Genomic DNA, 22,033 nt, shown 5'->3' with positions numbered 1-22,033 from the left:
GGTCGAACCGCGATCAAAAAGACGCGTCGGGGCGATTCCGCCGGAGCGCCGGAAGGTGCCGGGTCAGGCCAGCCAGTCGTCGGGCTTGGTGTCGTAGTCGACGTCGCTGGCGGCGATATCCTCGACCTCTTCCCAGGGGAGTTCGCGCTCCTCGAAGGTCGACCCGTCGTAGCGGATCAGCAGGCCTTGCTCCTCGGGCTCTGGCTCGCGGTTCCGGCGCTTGGCGACCTCGATGTCGTGCTCGTCGACGGTCTTGACGATCGTCATCAGGTTCACCGGGCGCCCCCAGAGGTCGAAGACGCGTTCGAGCGTGCGCTGGGCCTGCTCGATGTCGAGCATGACGCCGTTGTACCGGTGCGCCAGCAGCAACTCGTTGCGGTTGTTGTAGTTGCCGTCCTGCACGACGATCGTCGGCTTCCCGAAGTTAGTGAACTGCAGCAGGAGCTTCTTCTTGACGTCCTCGTAGTCGGTGCTGGCGACGCGGTTCTGCCCGGCGGCCTGAGAGTACTCGTAGGTGAAGTACTCATTCTCGTCGACGAACTCCTGGGTGAGGAACTCGTCGAGGAAAGTCACGTCGTTGTGGCTCTCGCGGATCTCGCGCATCCGGTCCCAGCCCCGCGCGTGGTCGATGTCGTCGAGCGCCTCGTCGACGCTCTCGTACACCGCGTCGTCGAACAGGTACCGCCCGATCCGTTCGAGTTCCGACTGACCGACGCGCTTGAGGAAGCCGCGGTTCTGGCGCTTGGTCAGCGAGTAGTGCCGGTGTGCGAGCCCCTCGTAGGTCAGCACCTTCCAGGGGTACTTGTCCACGTCGATCTCGCCGTCGCGCGCTCGCTGGAGCGCCTCGCGGTCGACGTACTCGTCCGGCAACTCGGCGACGGCGTCCAGCGTGTCGCTCGTGATCGAATCGAGCGCGTCCGGGGGCTCCAGTTGCTCCAAGATGTCGTCGAAGTCGACCGTGTCGGCGACGTTGCGCCACGAGATTCCCTCGACGCGCAGTAGCTTGTCGAGCACCTCGCGGCGGTTCGTCGTGTTCTCGACGTACTCCCAGAGCTCCTTGCCGAGCTTGTAGGGGTTCAGCCCGGGCGAGCCGAGCACGCGCGCCTGGTGGTCGGCGTAGCTGAGGAACTCGTCGGCGCCCGCAAAGGCCTCCTCGCCCATCATCATCGACTCCCAGTAGGCGGCCCACCCCTCGTTCATCACCTTCGTCATCTTCTGGGCGGCGAAGTAGTACGACTCCGCGCGCAGCATCTCCATGATGTCGCGCTGCCAGGGCTCGAACTCGACGGCCTTGCCGGCCTCCTCGTCGTACCGCTTGCCGTGTTCCCGGAGGAACGCGATGACGTCCTTTTCGGGCGTCTCGGGGAAGGATGCGGCCGCGCCGTCGCCCTCCTGGTCCTCGACCCACTCCTCGTCGAACACTTCTTCGAGCACCTCGTCGCTCAGATCCAGTTCGGAGAGCTTCTCGGCGAGGTCGTCGTCGAGCTCCTCGTCGTCGGCGTCGGGCCCGCCCAGCAGGTGCGACGCCGAGAACGTCTGGTGCTGGTCGATCGTGTCCTCCAGTGTGAGCACGTTGTCGATCCAGCGCTCGACTTCGGCCTGCTCGACGTCCGGGTCGGCCATGTACTCGCGGATCGACCGGCCGTGGCGCTCTAACATCGCGGCGGCGTCTACCTCGTCGTCGCCCCGCGCGTCGGTGAACATGCCGAACCACTCGTTGTTCGCGAAGAAGTCGGCGTGGGCCTCGACGTGCGTGATGACGGCTTTCTGGTCGGCGAGCTCGTTGGACTCCTGCAGGAAGGCGTGCGAGGGGTTGTCGTTGTTGACGATCTCGAACGCTTTCCCGCCGCCGTACTGGCCTTGCTTCTGTTGTTTGTCGTACTGCATCCCCCAGCGCCAGTGGGGGTAGCGGTGCTGGAACCCGCCGTAGGCGATCAGCTCGTTCATCTCGTCGTAGTCGACGATCCAGTAGTTGACCGGGTACGGCGCCAGCCCGAGCTTCTCGGCGAGCAGCCGCGCCTCGTCGACGGGTTCCTGCAATTTCGATGCCTCGCGCTTGGCCTCGTAGCGGTCGAAACTCATGGGTTCACCTGGGTGCTCACTGTTCTGCCTCCTCCTCGGTCGAGAGGATCTCGTAGATGGCGTCGGTCACGTCGTCCTCGCTGGAGACGTACGCCACCGCAACGTCGTCGCCGTCGCCGAAGTGGCTCTCGACCTCCTCGGCGTGGGTCGCGTTGATCGCGTTGCCGCTGGGCTGGGTCTCCACGTACGCGTGGAGGTTCGCGGGGATCTGCTCCATCAGCGGAACGACGCGCTGCTCGGTGTCGTTCGAGGAGTTCTCGCTGTCGCCCGCCGCGAACACGTAGCGGTTCCACTCGTTCCAGGGGTACTCCTCCAGCAGTTCGGCGGCCAGCTCGTACGCCGAGGAGATTTTCGTCCCGCCGCCCGAGCGGATGCCGAAGAACTCGTCGCGTTCTACCTCCCAGGCCTCGGCGTCGTGGGCGATGTAGACGAACTCGGCGTTGTCGTACTTGCCCTGCAGGTACCAATCCAGCGGCGTGAACACGCGCTCGACGAGTTCGCGCTTGTTCTGGCGCATCGACCCCGAGACGTCGCGGATGTTGAACACGACGACGTTCTTCTCGCGCTCCTCGATGATCTCCGGATGCCGATACCGCTCGTCTTCGCGGCGGAACGGGACCTGCTTGATCCCCTCCCAGCGGATCTTCTGCTGGACGGGCTCGCGGTCGACGTTGTCCTCTAACTCGTCGATGCTCGACCACGTCGTCCGCTCGTCCCGGGGGACGTCGTCGTACGCGTCGTCGATCCACGCCTTCGAGACGGGGACGTTCTCGCCGCGCGCCCACTCGAAGGCCCGATCGGGGCCCCACCCGTCGATCTTGAGCACCTCGCGGAGGAACTCCTCGTCGAAGTCCATCGCGAGCTTGCGCTTGAGCCCTTCCTTGAACATGCGCTCGAAGTCGAGCGTCGAGTCGGGGCCGGTCCGCGTCAGATCGGTGAAGGGGCCTTCCTTCTCCTCGATCACCTTCTTGCCCTTCGGATCGAGTTCGAGCCCGAGTTCCTCGTCCAGCTCCTGGGCGAACTCCTCGGGGTCCATCTCGTAGTACTCGTGCTCGGCGCCCTCCTCGCCGGGATCGCCCTCCTCGTCGCCGTCGCCCGGCTGGGGCTGTGGCTGGCCGACCGGGTCGCCGACGTCGGCGTCGCCCTGTCCGACGCCGCCCTGGTCGCGCTGGTCGTACTCGAACTCGGGGAGGTCGACGATCTTGATCGGGATCCGAACGTCGTCCTTCCCGCTCGATCCGAGATCGCCGTACTGGATAAAGTCGGCCAGATCCTCGCGGCGCTTTTCCCCGACTTCCCTGAATCGTTCGAGGTCGTCTTGCAGTCCCATGCTAATCCCACTTGTAGGCGATCTGTCCGACCACGTGGCGACTCGTCAGTTCAGCCGACGCCTCGCTGTAGTCGAACAGATCCGTCATGTTCTCGATCGTCCGTTCCTTCACGGTCGCGGTCTCGGTGTCGGCCGGCGGGTCGTCCCACTGGCGCGGGTCGAAGTCCTCGTGGATGCGCGCGACGTCGTCCCAGTCGTAGCTCTCCAGCAGCGAGCGGATGATCGGAATCTCGGTCAGGTCGACGTCGCTCACCGAGAAGTCCTCGTCACGGCGCTCCCACGCGTGTCGGTTCAGCGCCGTGATGATCTTCTCGGTGCGGAACTCCCGGACCGCGGGACCGGGCTCGTCGCCCGCGTAGTTGTCCTCGGAGAACCGGCCCATGTGCTCGATCTCGAACACCTTCATCTTCAGCGGGTCCGGCTCGACGCGCTCGCCCCGATCGTTGGTGATGCGCTCGTCGGTCGCCCAGGCGTACACGTGCTGGATGTACTCCTCGACGGTCGAGGTCTCGACGCGCTTGTCCCGCATCATCGCCTCCAGAACGTCGTCTTCCTGCTGCTGGAACACGTAGTTCTTCACCGGCACGACGCGGTTCTCGAACTCGGTGCGCTCGCCCGCCGAGAACACCGGCGCGTCGTCGAGATCTTCGGCCATCGCGTTGAGCACGTCGCGGGGCATCACGACGTCCTGAACCGGCAGCTCTGTGTGGTGGCGATCCCGCTCGGTCTGGAGCAGGCTCGCCAGCTCGTCCCGCGTGTAGGTCACCGGGATGCCGTGCTCGCCGCTCGTTTCGTCCTCGAACTCGAACTCGTCTTTCTCGATGCGCTCGTCGCCGTCCTGCAGGTATCCCCGATCGAACAGGATCGCCTTGTCGACCAGGTCGACGCCCGCTGGCAGGTCACCGTCGTCGAGTCGCGTGACGACGGCGTACATCGCGGCGGCCTCGACGGCGTGTGGCGCCAGCTCGCGGTCGGTGATCTCGCCGTCGGCGTCGCGCACCCGCAGCGAGATCGACTCGCGGATCTTCTCCGCGAGCTCCTCGTACTCGCGGGCCTCCCAGACCTCGTTCTCGCCGGTCAGCTCGCGCCGGATCAGCTCGGCCTCCAGCGAGTGGTTGGTGAGGTAGGTGAACTCGTGCTTGTCGAGCCGCCGCTTCAGGGCCTTCAGCGGGTCCGTCCCGTTGCGGTCGGCGTGCTGGTTGAGCTGGGCGTCGAGATCGGGGTTCGAGATGATCAGCATCTGCGTGTCGATGTCCATCCCGATCCCCTTGTCGAGCTTCACGGTGCCCTCGTCGGGCACGTTCAGCAGTTTCTGGAGCAGATCGGCGTGCTGGGCGGCATCCTCGACGATGGTAAGCAATCCGTTGCCCTGCGAGAGCACGCCGTCGTAGCTGAACGCCTGCGGGTTCTTCCGCCCGCGCGAGTCCAGTTCTTGGAGCATTCCCTGCATCCACGAGCCGACGAGCCGCTGCTTGGGATGCCCCTCGTCCTCGGAGTGGAGCACGCCGATTCCCTGTCCGACGCCGACGACGTAGTTCTTCACCCGCAGGTGCTGGGGATCGGTGATCGTCGCGAACAGCTCCTCGGCGCCGTTGCGGCGGTACTGCTCTTCGAGGTACTCGTAGGCCTCCCGCGAGAACGGATCGAGACGCTGGTCGACGTGGAGGTCGATGTGGTCCTCGGTCGACTCGTTGAGCTCGGCGAGTAGTTCCTCGCGGACGTCGTCGGGGAACACCGACAGCGGGTGGACCTGCACCGGGCTCTCGTACCAGTCGTCCTCGTCCTCGACGGCCTGGTCGCCGTAGCTGAGCCCGCGGCTCTCGACGGCGCCCTCGACGTTCCACTCGACCGTGTAGCGGCGTCCTTCCGGCGTTTTCGAGTACTCCCGGAGGCCGTTGATCAGGCAGCGCTTGAGCTCGGATTTGCCGGTCGCGGTCGGGCCGTCGAACCAGATGATCTTCTCGTTTTTCCCGCGCTCGGCCGCGATCGTCCGGAGGTCGTCGACGAACGCGTTGAGCACCTCGGTGTTGCCGAGGATGGCATGCTCGCCGTCGTTGTGCGGATCGTCGAAAAAGCGGTAGCGCTCCGCCTCCTCGCCCTCCTCGACGACCGTCCGGGTGCCGGCGGCCTCGATCGCCTCCAGCAGGTACTTGCTGGCGTGGGAGGCGATCTTCGGGTTCTCGAACACCTGGTCGACGTACTCCCCGAGGCTCATCGGCTCCTCGTAGGCGCCCTCCAGCGCGCGGTCGGCCGCGGTGACGTACTCGTCGCCTCGACTCATTATTCCTCCAGCTCCGATTTGGCGACCTCAGCGCCGGCGAACTCTAGCACCTCCCGCGCGCCGTCCTCGCTGTACCCCTGCTCGATCAGCGCGTCGATCCACTGGTTGCGCTCGTCGTCGTCGAACTCGTTTGCGCTCACCAGGGCGCTGAAGTTGATGTTGTGCTTCTTGTCCTCCCAGAGCTTCCGCTCGAGGGCGCGACGCAGGCGCTCGTTGTCCTGCGGGTTGAACGCTTCGCCCTCTCGCGCTCTGCGCGACACCCAGTTCGAGACTTCCTGGCGGAAGTCGTCCTTGCGGTCCTCGGGGATCTCCAACTTCTCCTCGACCGAGCGCAGGAACGTCTCGTCTGGCTCCTGCTCGCGGCCGGTGAGCTCGTCCTCGACGGTGTCGTCGTCGATGTAGGCCATCACGTGGTCCATGTACTTCTCGCCCTGGCGCTGGATCTCGTCGACGTCGTAGGCCAGCGCGTGACGGACATCCTCGATGGCGCGCTCGCGGTACTCCTCGCGGACGGTTTCCAGGTAGCGGTAGTACCGATCGAAGTTCTCCTCGGGGATCGAGCCGTGGTGTTCGAGGTTCTCCTCGAAGAAGTTGAACACCGTCAGCGGCGAGAGGAACCCGCGCGAGCGGTGCTTCGAATCCATGATCGCCTCGGCGATCTCGTCGCCGATGAACCGGGGCGAGATGCCGTCCATCCCCTCGCCGATCTCGGCCTTGGATTCGGCCTCGTCGCGGAGCTTCTTGATGTCGATGTCGTCGGCCTCGTCGACCTCGCCGTTGTACGCCTTGGCTTTCTGGAGGAGATCCACGAGCTCGGTGTCGGGCTCCTCGATCCGCGTCAGGACGCCGAACAGTCCCGCCATCTCCAGGGTGTGGGGTTCGACGTGGATGTCGGGCACGTCGGCGTTGCCCAGCATCTTGTCGTAGATGTCGGCCTCGTTCTCGTAGCTGAGGACGTACGGGAAGTCGATCCGCTTGGTGCGGTCGTTGAACGCTTCCATCTTCTCGTCGCCCTTCTTGTCCTTGTACTCGGGCATGTTCGTCCGCCCGACGATCACCTGGTCGATGTCGATCCGCGGGTTGGACTTGGGCTTGATCGTCTGCTCCTGGGTGGCGTGCAGGAAGTCGTAGAGGAACTCCCGCTGGAGCTTCAGCAGCTCCTCGCCGGAGAACACGCCGCGATTGGCGTTACAGAACGCGCCCGAGTAGTCGAACGCGCGCGGGTCGGACTCGCCGTAGACGGCGATCTTGCTGTAGTTGACGTCGCCGGTCAGTTCGGTCTCGTCCTGGTTCTTCTTGTCCTTGGGCTCGAACGTCTCCAGGGCCTGGCGCTTGTTCTCGTCGGCGGTCAGGCGGACGATTTCGACGTGGTTCGCCAGCACCTCCTTGAGGTCGTCCTCGTAGTGCGCGAGCAGCCGGTCCATGTAGAACTCGCTTTCCGGATCGAGCGACTGCTCGTTACGGATCGTGTACGGCGCGTCGAGGCGCTCGTTGATCCCTTCGATCACCGACTCCCGTTGCTCCTGTGGGAGCAAGACGAGCGGATCCTGGTTCATCGGCGACCGGACCGTGTCGTCGGCGGGGTCCTGATCGTCGATCACGCTACAGAGGTTCGTCCACCGGAACGTGTACATCCGGCCCTCGTCCCGCAGCGTGTAGTCCTCGAAGTACTTGCGGACCTGCTTGTCGAAGTGGGACTTGCCCGACCCGACCGGTCCGAGCAGGAGCTTGATGCGGCGCTCGGGGCCGAGCCGCCTGGCGCCGCTTTTGACCTTGTTGACGAACTCGTGGATCGACTCGTGGACGACGCGACCGAAGAATCGGTTCTCGCCGTCGTGGAGCGGATCCTCCGAGGCCAGGCGGTACTCGACGACGCCGGTCTCCTCGTCGTACTCGGTACCGTAGTGGTCGAACATATCCGCCACCCGCTGGTGGGCGTTCCGGGCAATCTTCGGGTCCGCGTAGACCTCGTCTAAGTACCACTCGAAGGACTTGGTCTCCCGGAGGTCTTCGGGCATCGACTGCCTGTACTCCTGGCTCAGTTCGTCGAGGGTCTCTGTATCTCCTGACATTGTATCACTGGCGGCCGAGTTCCACCGTAGGGCCCCGCAGGGGCGGTCGTCCGCGAGAGATCGTCTCGCAGGGCGGCGTTCGAAGCGTGCCGACGCCACGCCGCGACGTGGCCGACGCTCGACGGACGCAACCGTCCGGCGCGACGAAGACGCGGTGCGCCGGCGGGACGAAGGCGCCGCTGGCGGAAGGCATCGTCCGCGCGGCGCCGCGAGGGCGAGGGTCGCGTTGGTCTGTCATGTGGTGTCGTTCCCCAAACCTCTCCGCGAGACGACGGCTTCGGCGGCGAACGACGACACGATACGACGCGAACGGGCTCGGGTGCGGGGTCCGGCGGGCGGCCACCGGGGCGTGTACTATGTACGGGAGTCACGACGTATAAGTGTGTCCCCAAACCCTATTTACCAGCATACTTTCTCTTATAAAGCTTGTCGATATCGTGTCGGTCGAGCCGGCGACGGTGGTACCTCGTCGGTTGGTACGTGACCGCAGTTTATAACCAGCGGGGGCGGCGCCGCTGCCGAGCGGCTCGGTATCCGGTCGATGGCGACCGCTCAACGGCGTCAGAAAGCGTTCGCAGCCGCCGGACGACGGCTCAACTGTCGGCGTCCGAGACCGGCATCAGGTGGAGCCCCGAAGCCAGCGCCACGGCGCCGAACGTCAGCAGGATGAGCGCGGTCATCGGGCGCCCGCCAGCGGTCGCCGCGTACGTTCCGTAGGCCAGCCCGCCGGCGACCGCGGCGACCGTGACGGTCCCCGAGAGATGTGCGAACTCGGCGTCCCGCGTCGCGGCGTTTCGCCCCACCTGTTCGCCGAGTTCGATCGCCCCGGTGCCGGCGTCCCACGCGAGCACCGCCAGCGCGGCGCCGACGAGCGTCGTCGGGACCGGCGCTCCGGCGACGCCCGCCAGCAGCGCCGCCAGGAACAGGCCGAAACCCCCGACCGAGACGACGGAACGATCGCCCCGCCGGACGCCGACCGCGAGGACGGCGACGCCCGGTGCGCCGAGCGCGAGCGCGGGGAGCGAGCCGGTCGCCAGCGCGACGGTCGCTGCGACGCCCGCGAGGACGGCGACTCGCCCGCTCGTTCGGGTGGGCGACCGATCGACGCCCGTCACGCCGACCACCTCTCGCCGGCCCGCGAAATCGCCGCAGCGAGCGACTCGTCCCACTGCCAGTCGGCGACGCGGGGGCCGGCCCGGCGCAGCTCCGAGAGCCGGAGCGCGCGCTCGACGTGGGCGACCGTCTGCCCGGAGGTCGCCGTCGCGGTGGGGTCGGGACTGATCGCGGTGACGAGGTGGCCGCCGGCGTCCAGCAGCTTCGCCTGCTCGATGACGTCGTCGTCACAGAGCGGCGAGAACAGGATCACCTGCGAGTGGCTGGGCAGCTGTCGGCGCAGCGCCGTCACGCTGATCGGCCGCTGGACGAGATCGTCGGCAGAGTCGGCGGTCAACAGGGGATGCTCGACGAACAGGTTGCGCGCCCTCGCGCGGTGGTCCTCGCCGCTGCCCGGCGGAAGCCACGGGTCGGTCGCGCCGACGACCGCGACGCCGACCCGATCGCCGCCGTCGATCAGCGAGGAAAACACCTGCATCGCACCCTCGACGGAGCGCTCGACGGCGCTGGACGAGGCGTCGTCGGGCCGCAGCCACGCCTCGGCGCGCACGTCGATCAGCAGGACGACCGACGCCGCCCGCTCCTCGCGGAACTCGACGGTCGAGAGCTCGCCGGTTCGGGCCTTCCGGTTCCAGTCCACTCTGGAGAGCGGGTCGCCCCGCTGGTACTCTCGGGTCGCGTAGAACTCGGCGCCGTCGCCGCCGATGTCTGTCTCGACGCGCCCGGCGTACGGCGTCGTCAGCGACTGCAGCGAGAGATCGGTCGACGGCGGCAGCCCGCCGGGCGTGCAGTACACCTCGTCGTCGGTCGTCGACCGGACGCGCGCGTCGCGCTCGACGGCGCCGCTGTATCCGCGTGCGATCGCTCGCACCAGCTCGAAGCCGTGGCGTCCGCGCTCGGCGCTGATGGAGTAGTTTAGCTCGACGGTTTCGCCGGCCCCCAGCTCCGTCGCGAGCCGCGGCGCCCCCTCGACGACGTGGAGTTGCGGCGGGACGCCGTCGACGATCCGCAGGTCCGGGATCGCCGCGCCCTCGTTCGTGATGCGGACGGTCACGTCGACCGCTTCGCCCGGATCGGGTCGGTCGTCGCCGAACGCGCGTTCGATCCGCAGCTCGACCTCCGGTGGCCTGGCCATGTGGGCGTACGCCGCGTAGGCGACGCCGACCGCGCCGACGAGGAACGCCGCGGGCGACTGGGCGAGCGCGCCGACGCCGATCGCCAGCAGCGCCGCGGCGTCGATGCCGTTCCATCGGCCGGTGAACCGATCCTCGATCGACGCGATCCGTCGGTCCGCCCCGGCGTCGTCATCGGCTTCTCCGCCGGCATCGACTCGTTCCACGTCGGCGTCGTCGACGCTCGTCCCGGCATCGGCGTCGTCCGTCGTCGTCGACGCCGCTGTCGGGTCGTCCGCTTCTTCGACGATCGCCGCGCCGCCGTCCGTGCGGTGGGAGTCGCCGTCCGTGCGGTGGGAGTCGCCGTCCGTACGTTCGGCGCCGGCGTCCGATCCGGGGTCGTCGGTCACGATTCGGCCCTCCAGATCCGTTCGAGTTCGGCCGCCGCCCGCTCCGCGCGGACGCCGTAGGACGACTTCCCGCCCCAGCGGATCCGCAGTCGCGTCAGGAACGGGATCCGGTCGCCGGCGGCGTCGCTGAAGAAGGCGGCGGCGACCGGGTCGTCCGTCCAGTCGCCGGCGTCGAGCCGGCGCTCGGCCTCGGCCGCCGACAGGTCGCGGCGCCGTTCCAGGACGGCTCGCGCGACCGGATCGAGGCGAGCTTCGACCTCCTTGCGGCCCTCCAGCGAGTGGACCTCGAACGTCGCCGCCAGCGCCTCGTCGAAGTCGTCGCCCGGCGTCGGGACGCCCGAGACGAGTTCCGGATCGCCGGTGTCGGCGCCGACGAGCGGCGACCGCCAGGCGTCGCGGGCGTACCGGCCGCCCTGGAGCACCGCGAGCGCGCCGACGGCGCCGACGTAGAACCGGCCGGCGGCGGCCGCCCCGCCGAGCGACGGGACGAGGAAGACGGTCAGCCCGGCGACCGCGAGGAGGACGCCGACGCCGGTGAGCACGCGGCTCGTCGCGGTCACTGCTCGTCACCCCCGTGGGCGCGCTCGATCCCGCGAAGCGCTTCGACCGCCCGCCGCTCGCGCTCGTCGGTGACCGGCCGGTCGCCGTAGCGCACCGCCTCGAACAGTTCGGTGAGTTCCTCGACCCGATCGCGATCGAGTCCGGCGTCGACGGCAGCGGCGGCGAACTCCGCGGGCGTGCTCGTCCGGGGATCGGCGACGTCGACGCTCTCGGCCATCTCGCGCCAGGCGCGGTACACCTCGTTCTCGGCGCCGTCCTCGGCTCCTTCGATCCGGTCGGCGGCGCGTCCCGCCGCGGCGCCGATCGACTCGTCGTCGCGCACCTCCGCCGCGACTTCGGCGCGCGTCGTGTCGTCGTCGTCATCTCGACCGGGGATGTACTCCGCGCCGAAGATGGCGATCGCTCCGACCAGCAGCGCGCCGAGCAGCGCGATGGTGACGAACATGTTTCCGCGTCCCACCGGCTCGCCGAGGCCGCCACCGCCGCCACCGACGCCACCGCCGGACGAACCGCCGCCACCGCCGGACTCGTTGCCGGTCGGCATCGGGAACCCGTCGGGCGGCTGGAGCGCGGTGAGCCACAGGTGATTCACGACGATGATCAGCAGCAGGATGCCCAGCAGCACCGGAATCCCCTTGAGCGCCCACCGCTGATCGCCGATCCCGCCGCCGTTGATCGCGTACACCGCACCCACGAGCAGCGCGAACAGGAGCGCGACGGCGACGGTCGCCGCGGTCGTCGACCACGGGACGTCGATCCCCCCGCCCGGCGTCGCCATCGGGTTCGATTCGACGACGACGGCGTTCGGCAGCGTCGCCGCTCCGAGCCCGAGGGCGCCGATACAGAGGCCGGCCGCGACCGCTGGTCCGAGGGTGTCAGATCGCATTGATAGCGTGACCGAGCGTCGGCGCCGACCGATCGACGGCGCCGCGTCGGCGGATTGCCGAACCCTTCGGAGGACCCGGAAAAAAGCGTACCGGTAGCGGTTCCCACGGAACGCCGTGCCGTGACCACCGGCGGTCGGTACCGACGCTCGCGTCGAACGGATGCGAGACTGGGGTCGACAACCGCACCGGACCGGGCGATGAGATCGGTTCCGACGGCCTCCCGAACCAGAGGGACAGGCTAAATAGTCCGGCCTCCCGAGTGACGTGCGATGGAATCGCTGCGCAGCGGTGACGACCGCCGAGATCCGGCGGACGGACCGCTCGTGACCCGGCGCCGCGAACTCGCGGACGTGTCGCGCCGCGCCGTGCTCGACGCCTTCGAACCGCCGAGAGGCCTCTGGACGCCGCCGGACGGCCCGACGATCGCGGGCTGGGGCGCGGCGTCGACGATCGCCGCCGACGGCCCCGACCGCTTCGACGCGGTGCGGGACGCCGCGGAACGCCTGTTCTCGGGCCTCGACGCCGACGGCGAGGCGGCCGTCGCCCGCCCGCGGCTGTTCGGCGGGTTCGCGTTTCACGACGATCACGAGCCTGCTGGACTCTGGGAGGGGTTCCCCGGCGCCCGCTTCGTCCTCCCGCAAGTGCAACTCGCCTGGAGCGACGACGGCGTCTGGCTGACGGTCGCGGCGGTCGATCCGCCCGATCCAGACGCCGTCGATCGGCGTCTCGACGCCGTCGCCGAGGAGATCGAGGCCGCCGACGCGACAGGCGACCCCTGCGATCCTCCCGGCGTCGTCGAGCGCGAGCGGACGACCTCTCGCCGAGAGTGGCGACAACAGGTCCGGGCCGCAGTCGAGCGGATCGAGGGCGGCGACCTCCGGAAGGTCGTGCTCGCGCAGGCGCTGTCGACCGAGCTCGCCGCGCCGCTATCGCTCCCCGACGCGATGGCCCGGCTCGATCGCTCCTACCCGGACTGTCACCGGTTTCTCGTCCAGCCCGAGGCGGGCGCGAGCTTCTTCGGCGCGACGCCCGAGCGGCTCGTCTCGCTGTCGGGGCGCACAGTCAGGACCGAGGCGCTGGCCGGCTCGACGGGCCGGGGCGACACGCCCGAGGAGGACGAGTGGCTCGCCAACGAGCTGCTGGGCAGCGAGAAGGACATCCACGAGCACGAGCTGGTCGCCGAGGCTGTCCGCGACCAGCTCGCTCCCTTCGCCGGGTCGGTCCGGACGGGCCAGCGGACGGTCCGAAAGCTCCCGACCGTCCAGCACCTCCAGACGCCGATCACCGCCGAGCTAGACGACGTCGAACACGTGCTCTCGCTGGTCGAGGCGCTGCACCCGACGCCCGCGGTCGGCGGGCTGCCGCCCGAGACCGCCTGGGAGACGATCAAGGAGACCGAGACGTTCGATCGGGGCTGGTACGCCGCGCCGGTCGGCTGGTTCGACGCCGCCGGCGACGGCGCCTTCGCGGTCGGCATCCGCTCGGCGCTGGCCCGCGGCGACCGGGCGACCCTGTTCGCCGGCGCCGGCATCGTCGCCGACAGCGACCCCGACCGCGAGTGGGACGAGGTACAGCTGAAGTACGGGCCGATGCTCGACGCGCTAGAATGAGCCACCCCAATCGAAACACGCTGTGGGCCGAGACGCTGATCGCGGAGTTGGTCGCCGGCGGAGTATCGGCGGTCTGCGTCGCGCCGGGCAGCCGCTCGACGCCGCTGACCGTCGCCGCCGCCGATCATCCCGATCTGACCGTCTTCTCGCACTTCGACGAGCGCTCGGCGGCGTACTTCGCGCTCGGCCGCGCCCGGCGGACCGGCGAGCCGACGCCGCTGATCTGCACCTCGGGCACCGCGGCGGCGAACTTCCACCCCGCCGTGATCGAGGCTAGTCAGGCAAGAGTCCCGATGGTCCTCCTGACGGCCGATCGTCCGCCGGAACTCAGAGACAGCGGCGCCAACCAGACGATCGATCAGGAGAAGCTCTACGGCGACGCCGTGCGCTGGTTCCGGGATCTTCCGGAGCCCGAACCGACGGGGCGGAAGCTCCGGCGCCTGCGGACCGATGCTGCCCGCGCCATCGCCGAGTCGACCGGCGTCCCCGCCGGGCCGGTGCATCTCAACGTCCCGTTCCGGAAGCCGCTGGAGCCGATCGAGGTGTCCGACGACGTGCCCGACGACCTCGCCGAGCGCGAGCCGCTCGGTGCGGCGGGGAGAGGTGGCCCCTTCGTCCGGTCGACCGGCGGGCGGCCGACGCTCGACGACGCCGCGCTGGACCGGCTCGCAGACGATCTCGCGGGCGCCGACCGCGGGCTGATCGTCGCCGGGCCGGCGGATCCGATGACTGCGGCCGCGGACTCCGACACTGCGGCCGCCGACGCCGGCACTTCCGCCGCGGACGCCGCGGCGTCGCCCGGCGTCGATCCCGACGCCGTCGCCCGGCTCGCCGACCTGACGGGGTTCCCGATTCTCGCGGACCCGCTCTCGGGGCTCCGCTTCGGCTCGCACGCCGACGCGGCGCCGGTGCTCGGCGGCTACGACGGCTATCTCGACGACCGGGTCGTCGGCGACTGGCCCGATCCCGAGGTCGTCGTGCGCTTCGGCGCCTCGCCGACCTCGAAGCCGCTGCGGAACTACCTCCGAGACGCTGACGCCCGCCAGTACCTGCTCGATCCCGCCGGCGAGTGGCGCGACGCGACGTTCACGACGACCGACCTTCTGAGTGCCGACCCCGAGCGAACGATCCGGACGCTCGCCGAACGGCTGTCGGCAGACGCCACAGCGGCGTCGGCCGACGCCGCAAACTGGCGCGACCGCTGGCTCGCCGCCGAGCGCGACTACTGGGCGGCGATCGACAAGTTCGACGACGATCTCGATGAGGGCGAACCGTACGAGGGGGCGGTCGTCGCGGCCGCGATCGAGCGCGCCCCCGACCCGGCGACCGTGTTCGTGTCCAACAGCATGCCGGTCCGCGACCTCGACCGCTTCGGTCGACCGCGGGGCGCCGATCTCACCGCGCTGGGGAACCGCGGCGCCAGCGGCATCGACGGCATCGCGAGCACGGCGCTGGGCGCGGGCAGCGCGACCGACGACCCGCTCGTGCTCGTGACGGGCGATCTGGCGTACTACCACGACATGAACGGGCTGCTGGCGGTCGCGCGCTGCGGCGTCGACGCCACGATCGTCCTCGTCAACAACGACGGCGGCGGCATCTTCCACCTGCTGCCGATCGAGGCGTTCGATCCGCCCTTCACCGACCAGTTCAAGACGCCCCACGGACTCGACTTCGCGCCGACCGGCGAACTCTACGGACTCGACTTCTCTCGCGTCGAGACGCTGTCGGCGTTCCGCGACGCCTACGACGCGTCGCTGGCCGCCGAGGGTACGCAAGTGATCGAGTTCCGGATCGACGGCGAGGAGAGCCACCGCACGCGCGAGGCGATCCACGACGCCGTCTGCGAGCGACTCGGACGGTGAGTTCCCCAGCGCCGGCTGCGACGCCGCGGCGCCCCGTCGTTACCACCGGAGGACGAACGCGACGGTGACGGAGTACCCGAGCGGGATCCAGCAGCCGAGCACCACGGTCAGCGCCATCACCGAGAGCATCTCGACGCCGAGCGACAGCAACGCCGCGGGCGCGAGCACGCTCCAGGCGCCGAAGACCATGCCGGCGATCAGCGGGCGCGTGATGAGATACCCGATCAGAAGCAGTACCAGCGCCGCGACGACGCCGTTGATCAGCAGCGGAAACGCGGGCGTCACCGCGCTGTAGAGCAACGCCGGATACAGCAACCCCAGAATCGCGATCTGGACGAACTCGTTGCGCGTCAGCGACGGTCGCTCGCCGATGAACGACCTGTCGGCCGGCTCCCAGTCGTGGACGGTGTACCCGCCGTCGCCCGCCGCGCTCGACGCCTCGGCGGACTCGCGCCGGGCGTCGGCGTCGTCGGGCGTCCACGACGGGTCCGACCGTCGCTCGGCGGTGCGGCGTCGGCGCCGCTGTTTGCGGTGCTGGCTCGTTCCGCCCCCGCTTTCTTCGGCGCCCGCCGCCGCTCGGGCGCGCTCACGCGTCGAGGACGACCCGCTAGCGGTCGATCCCGACCCGCTGGCGGTCGATCCGCTCTCCTCGTCCATCGATTCGTCGCCCCCGCTTCCGCCCGCGTTCGTCCACGGCGAGCGCTCGTTCCCGGCGGCGTTGGCGCCGTCGAGGTGGCGCACGTACGCGTCGTGGCCCAGCCGGTCGTACCGGGCCCGCTCGGCCTCGTCGCCGAGCACCTCCTCGGCCCGAGTAACCGCCTTGAAGCGCTCGGCGGCGTCGTCGCGGTCGCTGACGTCCGGGTGGTACTCCTTGACCTTCTCCCGGTAGGCCGACTGGATGTCGTCCTGGTCGGCGGTCTCGGGCACGCCGAGCACGTCGTAGAACGTTTCCGTCATCTGTGCGCGTAGCTATTGGCTTCCCGATATGTCTCGTCGCGTCAAAAACGGTTCGGTGCGCCGGCCCCGCTGCACGGCGTCGTCCGGGCGCGGGCCGAATTTACTCGACGAGCAGCTTGTCGTCGTCGTGCAGGTCGACCAGCGCGTCCTGCAGCGCGTCTTTCTGTTCGGTCGAGAACGACCGCAGCGGGCTCCGCATCGGGCCGACGTCGAACCCGCGCAGGTCGAGGGCAGCCTTGACGCCCGCGAGGAACGGTCCCCGCTCCATCGCGTCCAGCAGGTCCGAAAGGTCGCCCTGCAACTCGCGAGCGCGCTCGTCGTCGCCCGCTTGGACGGCCTCGTAGAGGTCGACGGCGAGCTCCGGGAAGGCGTTGGCGACCGAAAGCACCGCGCCGTCACAGCCCATCGAGAGACCGACGTGAGCCAGTCGGTTCGCTCCGATCAGGTAGGTAAAATCGGGATGTTCGCGGAGGCTCCGCTGCATCTGGACGACGTCCTCGCTGGTGTCTTTGAGCCCTTCGACACCGTCGATCGCGGCGATGCCGTCGAGCGCCGCGGGCGAGAGCTCGTTGCCCGTCATGTCGGGGAACGTGTACGCGTAGACGGGAGTGTCGACGGCGTCGGCGACGCGGCGGTAGTGCTCGACGAGGCCGTCGTCGTCGACCGGGAAGTAGTACGGCACCACGACGACCAGCCCGTCCGCGCCGGCCGCCTCGGCGGCGTTGGCGCGCTCGATCGTCTCGCGGGTGCTTTCGGCGCCGACGCCCGCCAGCACGGGTACCTCGCCGCCGACCTCGTCGACGACGGTCTCGACCACTCGGTCACGCTCCTCGGCGGTCAGTAGCGGAAACTCGCCGTTCGTCCCGAGCGCGAAGACGCCGTGGACGCCGCGATCGACGAGGAACCGCGCGTGGGTGGCGGTGGCGGCCTCGTCGACCGATTCGTCCTCGGCGAAGGCGGTGATCATCGGCGGCACGATGCCGTGGAGTCCCAGCGGATCGTCTGCGCCGGGATCGGTTCCAGCCGCAGCGTCGGCGTCAGGATCGCCCGCGTTCACGGTCGCTCACCCGTTTTCGGCGTCGAACTGCGGTCGCGGCGTCGCTGGTTCTCGGTCATCTGTCTCGCTCGGAGCTACGTCGGCATCACGTCTAATGGTTGGGCTGACGGCAGGGCCGTCCGACGCCCGGACGGCAACCTATTTGCCCGTACCGCCCCGAGTCACGCGAAAATGGTCTCGGAGATATTCGACCCCGAGCGCTGGGAGCCGATCGAGGCGTTCGACTTCGACGACGTCACCTACCACCGCTCCGCGTCGGGCCACACCGTCCGGATCGCGTTCGACCGGCCCGAAAAGCGGAACGCCTTCCGTCCCAAAACGGTCGACGAACTGTACGACGCGCTCGACCACGCCAAGCGCCAGACAGATGTCGGCTGCGTGCTGCTGACGGGCAACGGCCCCTCGCCCGACGACGGCGGCTGGGCCTTTTCGTCGGGCGGCGACCAGGGAATCCGCGGCGCGGACGGCTACGAGTACGAGGGCGACGAGGAGCGCGCCAGCGAGCACGGGCGCCTGCACATCCTCGAAGTCCAGCGCCTGATCCGGCACATCCCGAAAGTCGTCGTCGCCGTGGTGCCGGGCTGGGCGGTCGGCGGCGGCCACAGCCTGCACGTGGTCTGTGACCTGACGATCGCCAGCGAGGAGCACGCCAAGTTCCTCCAGACCGACCCCGACGTGGGCAGTTTCGACGCTGGGTTCGGGTCGGCCTACCTCGCGCGCCAGATCGGCCAGAAGAAGGCTCGCGAAGTGTTTTTCCTCGGAAAGACCTACAGCGCCGAGGAGGCCGCCGACATGGGGATGGTCAACGAGGCGGTTCCCCACGAGGAACTCGAAGAGCGAGCGCTGGAGTGGGGCGAGCGGATCAACTCGAAGAGTCCGAACGCGATGCGGATGCTCAAGTACGCGTTCAATCTGGATTCCGACGGACTGGTCGGTCAGCAGGTGTTCGCCGGCGAGGCGACGCGGCTCGGCTACATGACCGACGAGGCCCAGGAGGGCCGGGACGCGTTCAACGAGGGCCGAGAGCCCGACTTCGACGAGTTCCCCTGGAAGTACTGATTCGGCGTCGAGCGACGCCACGCGAGCACACTTTTCGACCGGTACGGACGCCGCCTCCCGGACTACCGACGTTCTCTGCAGCGTCGTCGCTGCGTTTCGTGCGAGTCTCCGATGAGCAGACGGCGCCGTCGTCGCCGCCGCGGCGACCGATTATCGGTGAGGGTGTGGTCCCACCGACAGCTTTAATGCCAGGGGTGTAAAGAACGTTTTACTGTAAAGGAGTGTTTACACCCCCATGCCCCTCGAGCACCCCGCCGCACCACCGGCGTCCACGACCGCCCGAGCTAGTGTCGCGAGTCGCAGAGTCGCTGCCCTCCCGGCGGTGACCCGCCCATGACCGAGGACGCGATCGTCGCCGACGGGCTGACGAAGCGCTTCGGCGAGAAGACGGCGGTGAACGACGTCTCGCTGTCGATCCCGAGAGGAACGGTCTACGGATTCCTCGGCCCGAACGGCGCCGGCAAGACGACCACGATGCGGATGCTGACCGCGCTCACCGAGCCCACGGCCGGGTCGGCGACGGTCGCCGGCGTCCCGGTGTCGAACCGCCGCGAGCTCACCCAACACATCGGCTACCTGCCCGCCGATCCGCCGGTCTTCGACGAGCTCACCGCGTGGGAGCAGCTCCGTCACGTCGCTCGACTTCACGGCATGTCCGACGGCGACGCCGACGAGCGCATCGAGACGCTGCTCGACCGCTTCGGCCTCCTCGCCGACGCCGACGAACGGATCGCGTCGTACTCGACCGGCATGGCCAAGAAGGTCGGGATCATCGCGGCGCTGTTTCACGAGCCAGACGTCGTCTTTCTCGACGAGCCCACCAGCGGCCTCGATCCGCGCGCGGCTCGCACCGTTCGGGACACGATCGCCGATCTCGTGACCCGTGAGATGACCGTCTTCCTCTCGACGCACATCCTCCCGATCGTCGACGAACTCGCCGACACGATCGGCGTCATCAACGAGGGCGCGCTCGTCGCGGAGGCGCCGCCCGCGGAACTCAAGGCTCTCGCCGACGAGTCGCCGGATCTCGAAACCGCCTTCCTGGAGATCACCGCCGAACGGGAGCCCGACGCCACGGACACTCGATCGGCGGAAGCCGGAGCCCCGGCCTCCGACGGGGGCCGAACCGATGTCTGAGAAGTCGCCCGATCTTTCGGACGCGGCCTCGTCCGCGACGACGCCGGCTCGGCGTCACGACGCGGCGTCGCGACGGCGGCTTCGGACTGTGGTGCCGTCGCCCCGACCGAGCCTGGAGGTCGCGAGAGTCGAGCTCCTCCGCGGCTACCGGTGGGTGAGACATCAGGACCTCTGGCTCGCCTTCACCGTCCTGATGGGATTCGTCGGCGCGTTCTTGCTCCTCGAAACGTTCGAGGCGGCCAGATCCGTCGGCTCGACCGTCTCCGCTGGCGCACCCCTCCCCTCGTGGCCGGTGATCGCCACGAGCGTTCTCTGGCTCTTCCTGACGATCCTCCTCGTGGCCGACAGTCTCGGCGGGAACGGCGACCTCGACAACGACAATCAGTACCTCACGATTCGACCGGCCGCCGACATCGTCGGCGGGTTGCTGCTCGCCGCGGCGGCCAAGTTCTCCGTCTACACGATCGGGCTGGGAGCGGCCGTCGGTGCCGGGCTGGTCGCGGGAACCGGCTCGTTGCGTCCCTTGCTCGGAATCACCGCCGTGGCGGTCGTCATCCCGGTCACGGCGGCCGCGGTCGGCTATCCGATCGGCTTCGCGCTCAAGGGGATCGCTCGCCGATCGCGGAACCTCCAGCGGCTCACGACCGTTCTCGGCGTCGGCGTCGGGACCGCGTACGTCGTCCTCTCGGTGACCGGCGAACTGTTGACCATCGTCCAGCGGCTGGAGCCGGTGCTGCAGTCCCCGCCGCTGGCGTGGTTCGGACAGCTCGCGTTCGCCACGACGCCGAACGCCGGCGTCGACGTCGCCGGCGCGATCGCCCTGCTCGTACTCGCGCCGGTCGTCACCGTCGGCGGGACGGCGCTCGCGGTGCCCGCCGCCCGGTACGCGTGGCTGGCAGACGGCCCCGCTCCGGACGCCGACGACGAGGAGTCGGAGCTGCCGACGGCACCGAGCTCCCACCTCGACGCCGTGCTCGCGGCCGTCTGCCGAACGCCCGCGACGCGCGGCATCGCGAGCACGACGCTCCACCGAGCGGTGCGCTCGCCGTTCCAGTTCGTGTTCGTCGCCCCGCCGCTCCTCGCTGCGATCGTCTTCGTCGAGACGGCGGTGACGACCGGGGCGGTCCCGTGGTACGTGCCGTGGTTCGTCGTCTGGTACGGCGCGTGGGCGTCCGGCGCCGTGGTGCCGTTGAACCCGCTCGGGAACCAGGGCGCGGTACTGCCGACGCTGCTGACGGCGCCGGCGCGCGGCCGACACGTCGTCCGCGGCAACGTCGTCGCGGCGTCGCTCGTCGGCGCCCCGCTGACCGCGGGCATCGCCGTCGTCGCGGGTCAGATGGCCGGCGCGCCTCTCCGGGAGCTGATCGGCCTCGGCGTCGCCGGAGGCGCTGCGGTCGTCGGGAGCGCGGTCGTCGCGACCGGTATCGGATCGGCGTTCCCGCGGTTCGATGCGGTCAGTCTGGACGCCGCCAGACGGGCGGTACCGCCGAGCAAGCGCGCGTACAGCATCTTCTCGACGTACCTGAGCGTTACCGTGTTCGCGGTGGCTGTCGTCGCCAACGAGACTGCACGCACTGTCGCCGCCCTCGTGCTCTCGGAGCGGCTGCCCTTCGGCCTCGACGTCGGCGTCGACGCGCTGCGAGCGCTCGGCTGGGTCGTGATCGTCGGGAGCGCTCTCGCGATTCCGGGCGCCTACCGGCTCGCCGTTCGCCGTATCGAAACGTATCGGGTCGCCTGAGACCGGGCGAGAGCCGGAGCCGAACGCGATTCTCGGAACGGCCGCCCTCCGACCGTCGATCGAACGCCAATTTTAATACCGGGTGTAAAAGACTCTTTACTAGCCAGGGCCGTTCGCCATGACAACCATCACAGTGATGTCGCGACTCGGACGCCGGACGTACAGACGGCTCGTGTACGGCATCGTCGCCGTCGCCGTTCTCGGACTGTTCGTCGGGATCGCACTCGGGCAGCACCTCGCCGGCGCGGTCGTCTACTTGCTCGGCACGTGGATCGGCGGCACGATCACCGTCGCCGCGCCGCGACTGAGCGATCGGACGCTCCAGGACGAGCGGGACTACGAGTTACACAACCACGCCAGCGGGCTGGCGCTCCGGGTCACGATGGTTCTAGGCCTGAGCGTGCTTCCGGTGCTGTACGTCCTCGACGCCGGCGGCCAGTTCGAGATCTCGGGGGCGGTTTCCGGGATGGTTCTCACCCTCTCGGCGCTGTTCCTGTTGTACGGCATCTGTTACGGAATCGTCAAATAGCGCACTTTCATGCAGAACAATCTCTCCGAGCGACGCGAAGCCGAGGGCATCAGTCAGGGCGATCTCGCCGAGGCCGTCGACGTCACCCGACAGACGATCAACGCGATCGAACGCAACCGATACGATCCGTCGCTGGAACTCGCGTTCGATCTCGCAACTCACTTCGACTGTGCGATCGAGGATATTTTCGACCCCGACGACGGCGAGGACTGAAACGAGTCCCGAACCGCCGTCCG

Annotated in this window: 17 protein-coding genes; 7 read left to right on the top strand and 10 right to left on the bottom strand. The window is 68.9% G+C overall.

Annotated features, from left to right (window positions below):
- Window positions 1–63: 63 nt before the first annotated feature.
- The 8 genes from NO931_RS08930 to NO931_RS08895 form a co-directional block, all read right to left on the bottom strand.
- Window positions 64–2,082 (bottom strand): SpoVR family protein, encoded by a 2,019-nt coding sequence (locus NO931_RS08930; RefSeq protein WP_256391312.1) that lies wholly within the window; start codon window positions 2,080–2,082, stop codon window positions 64–66.
- 16 nt (window positions 2,083–2,098) lie between these two features.
- The gene (locus NO931_RS08925) at window positions 2,099–3,412 is read right to left on the bottom strand and encodes a YeaH/YhbH family protein (RefSeq protein WP_256391311.1); all 1,314 of its coding nucleotides are present in this window, start codon (window positions 3,410–3,412) and stop codon (window positions 2,099–2,101) included.
- A gap of 1 nt (window position 3,413) precedes the next feature.
- A complete protein-coding gene (locus NO931_RS08920) occupies window positions 3,414–5,693 on the bottom strand; it encodes a PrkA family serine protein kinase (protein WP_256391310.1) in 2,280 nt (759 codons plus the stop codon).
- Window positions 5,693–7,765, bottom strand: coding sequence for a PrkA family serine protein kinase (locus tag NO931_RS08915; protein WP_256391309.1), 2,073 nt, complete (start codon window positions 7,763–7,765; stop codon window positions 5,693–5,695). Before NO931_RS08915 ends, NO931_RS08920 begins: the two co-directional genes overlap by 1 nt.
- A 593-nt stretch (window positions 7,766–8,358) precedes the next feature.
- A complete protein-coding gene (locus NO931_RS08910) occupies window positions 8,359–8,880 on the bottom strand; it encodes a DUF7519 family protein (protein WP_256391308.1) in 522 nt (173 codons plus the stop codon).
- Window positions 8,877–10,400 carry a DUF58 domain-containing protein gene (locus tag NO931_RS08905; RefSeq protein ID WP_256391307.1) on the bottom strand — a complete coding sequence of 508 codons (1,524 nt, stop codon included), beginning with the start codon at window positions 10,398–10,400 and terminating at the stop codon, window positions 8,877–8,879. The genes NO931_RS08910 and NO931_RS08905 overlap by 4 nt, the downstream gene beginning before the upstream one ends.
- On the bottom strand, window positions 10,397–10,960 hold the full coding sequence (locus tag NO931_RS08900; RefSeq protein ID WP_256391306.1) for a DUF7269 family protein: 564 nt from the start codon (window positions 10,958–10,960) through the stop codon (window positions 10,397–10,399). The genes NO931_RS08905 and NO931_RS08900 overlap by 4 nt, the downstream gene beginning before the upstream one ends.
- On the bottom strand, window positions 10,957–11,847 hold the full coding sequence (locus tag NO931_RS08895) for a DUF4129 domain-containing protein (protein WP_256391305.1): 891 nt from the start codon (window positions 11,845–11,847) through the stop codon (window positions 10,957–10,959). Before NO931_RS08895 ends, NO931_RS08900 begins: the two co-directional genes overlap by 4 nt.
- Window positions 11,848–12,117: 270 nt before the next feature.
- On the opposite strand from NO931_RS08895, the gene NO931_RS08890 reads away from it, so the two are divergent.
- Entirely contained in the window at window positions 12,118–13,458 is a 1,341-nt protein-coding gene (locus NO931_RS08890; RefSeq protein ID WP_256391304.1) for an isochorismate synthase, read from the top strand.
- Window positions 13,455–15,320, top strand: coding sequence for a 2-succinyl-5-enolpyruvyl-6-hydroxy-3-cyclohexene-1-carboxylic-acid synthase (gene menD, locus NO931_RS08885; RefSeq protein WP_256391303.1), 1,866 nt, complete (start codon window positions 13,455–13,457; stop codon window positions 15,318–15,320). The genes NO931_RS08890 and menD overlap by 4 nt, the downstream gene beginning before the upstream one ends.
- 39 nt (window positions 15,321–15,359) lie before the next feature.
- Here menD and NO931_RS08880 read toward each other — a convergent pair whose 3' ends face one another.
- Window positions 15,360–16,277 (bottom strand): DnaJ domain-containing protein, encoded by a 918-nt coding sequence (locus NO931_RS08880; RefSeq protein WP_256391302.1) that lies wholly within the window; start codon window positions 16,275–16,277, stop codon window positions 15,360–15,362.
- A 100-nt stretch (window positions 16,278–16,377) separates the two neighbouring features.
- Entirely contained in the window at window positions 16,378–17,334 is a 957-nt protein-coding gene (locus NO931_RS08875; RefSeq protein WP_256391301.1) for a dihydrodipicolinate synthase family protein, read from the bottom strand.
- 171 nt (window positions 17,335–17,505) lie between these two features.
- Here NO931_RS08875 and NO931_RS08870 point away from each other — a divergent pair, with 171 nt between their 5' ends.
- The 5 genes from NO931_RS08870 to NO931_RS08850 all read left to right on the top strand — a co-directional run bounded on the left by NO931_RS08870 (window position 17,506) and on the right by NO931_RS08850 (window position 22,010).
- Complete coding sequence (locus NO931_RS08870) at window positions 17,506–18,393, top strand: 1,4-dihydroxy-2-naphthoyl-CoA synthase (RefSeq protein WP_256391300.1); 888 nt, start codon at window positions 17,506–17,508, stop codon at window positions 18,391–18,393.
- A 333-nt stretch (window positions 18,394–18,726) separates the two neighbouring features.
- Entirely contained in the window at window positions 18,727–19,530 is an 804-nt protein-coding gene (locus NO931_RS08865) for an ABC transporter ATP-binding protein (protein WP_256391299.1), read from the top strand.
- Entirely contained in the window at window positions 19,523–21,268 is a 1,746-nt protein-coding gene (locus NO931_RS08860) for a hypothetical protein (protein WP_256391298.1), read from the top strand. The genes NO931_RS08865 and NO931_RS08860 overlap by 8 nt, the downstream gene beginning before the upstream one ends.
- A 118-nt stretch (window positions 21,269–21,386) precedes the next feature.
- Window positions 21,387–21,797: a DUF2178 domain-containing protein gene (locus NO931_RS08855; RefSeq protein ID WP_256391297.1), complete on the top strand. Its 411-nt coding sequence runs from the start codon at window positions 21,387–21,389 to the stop codon at window positions 21,795–21,797.
- Between the two features lie 9 nt (window positions 21,798–21,806).
- On the top strand, window positions 21,807–22,010 hold the full coding sequence (locus NO931_RS08850) for a helix-turn-helix transcriptional regulator (protein ID WP_256391296.1): 204 nt from the start codon (window positions 21,807–21,809) through the stop codon (window positions 22,008–22,010).
- The last annotated feature ends 23 nt before the right edge of the window (window positions 22,011–22,033 follow it).

This window comes from Natronoarchaeum rubrum, from assembly GCF_024494695.1.
Note: the sequence above shows the minus strand (reverse complement) of the source record. Positions and strands in the feature narration are given on the sequence as shown.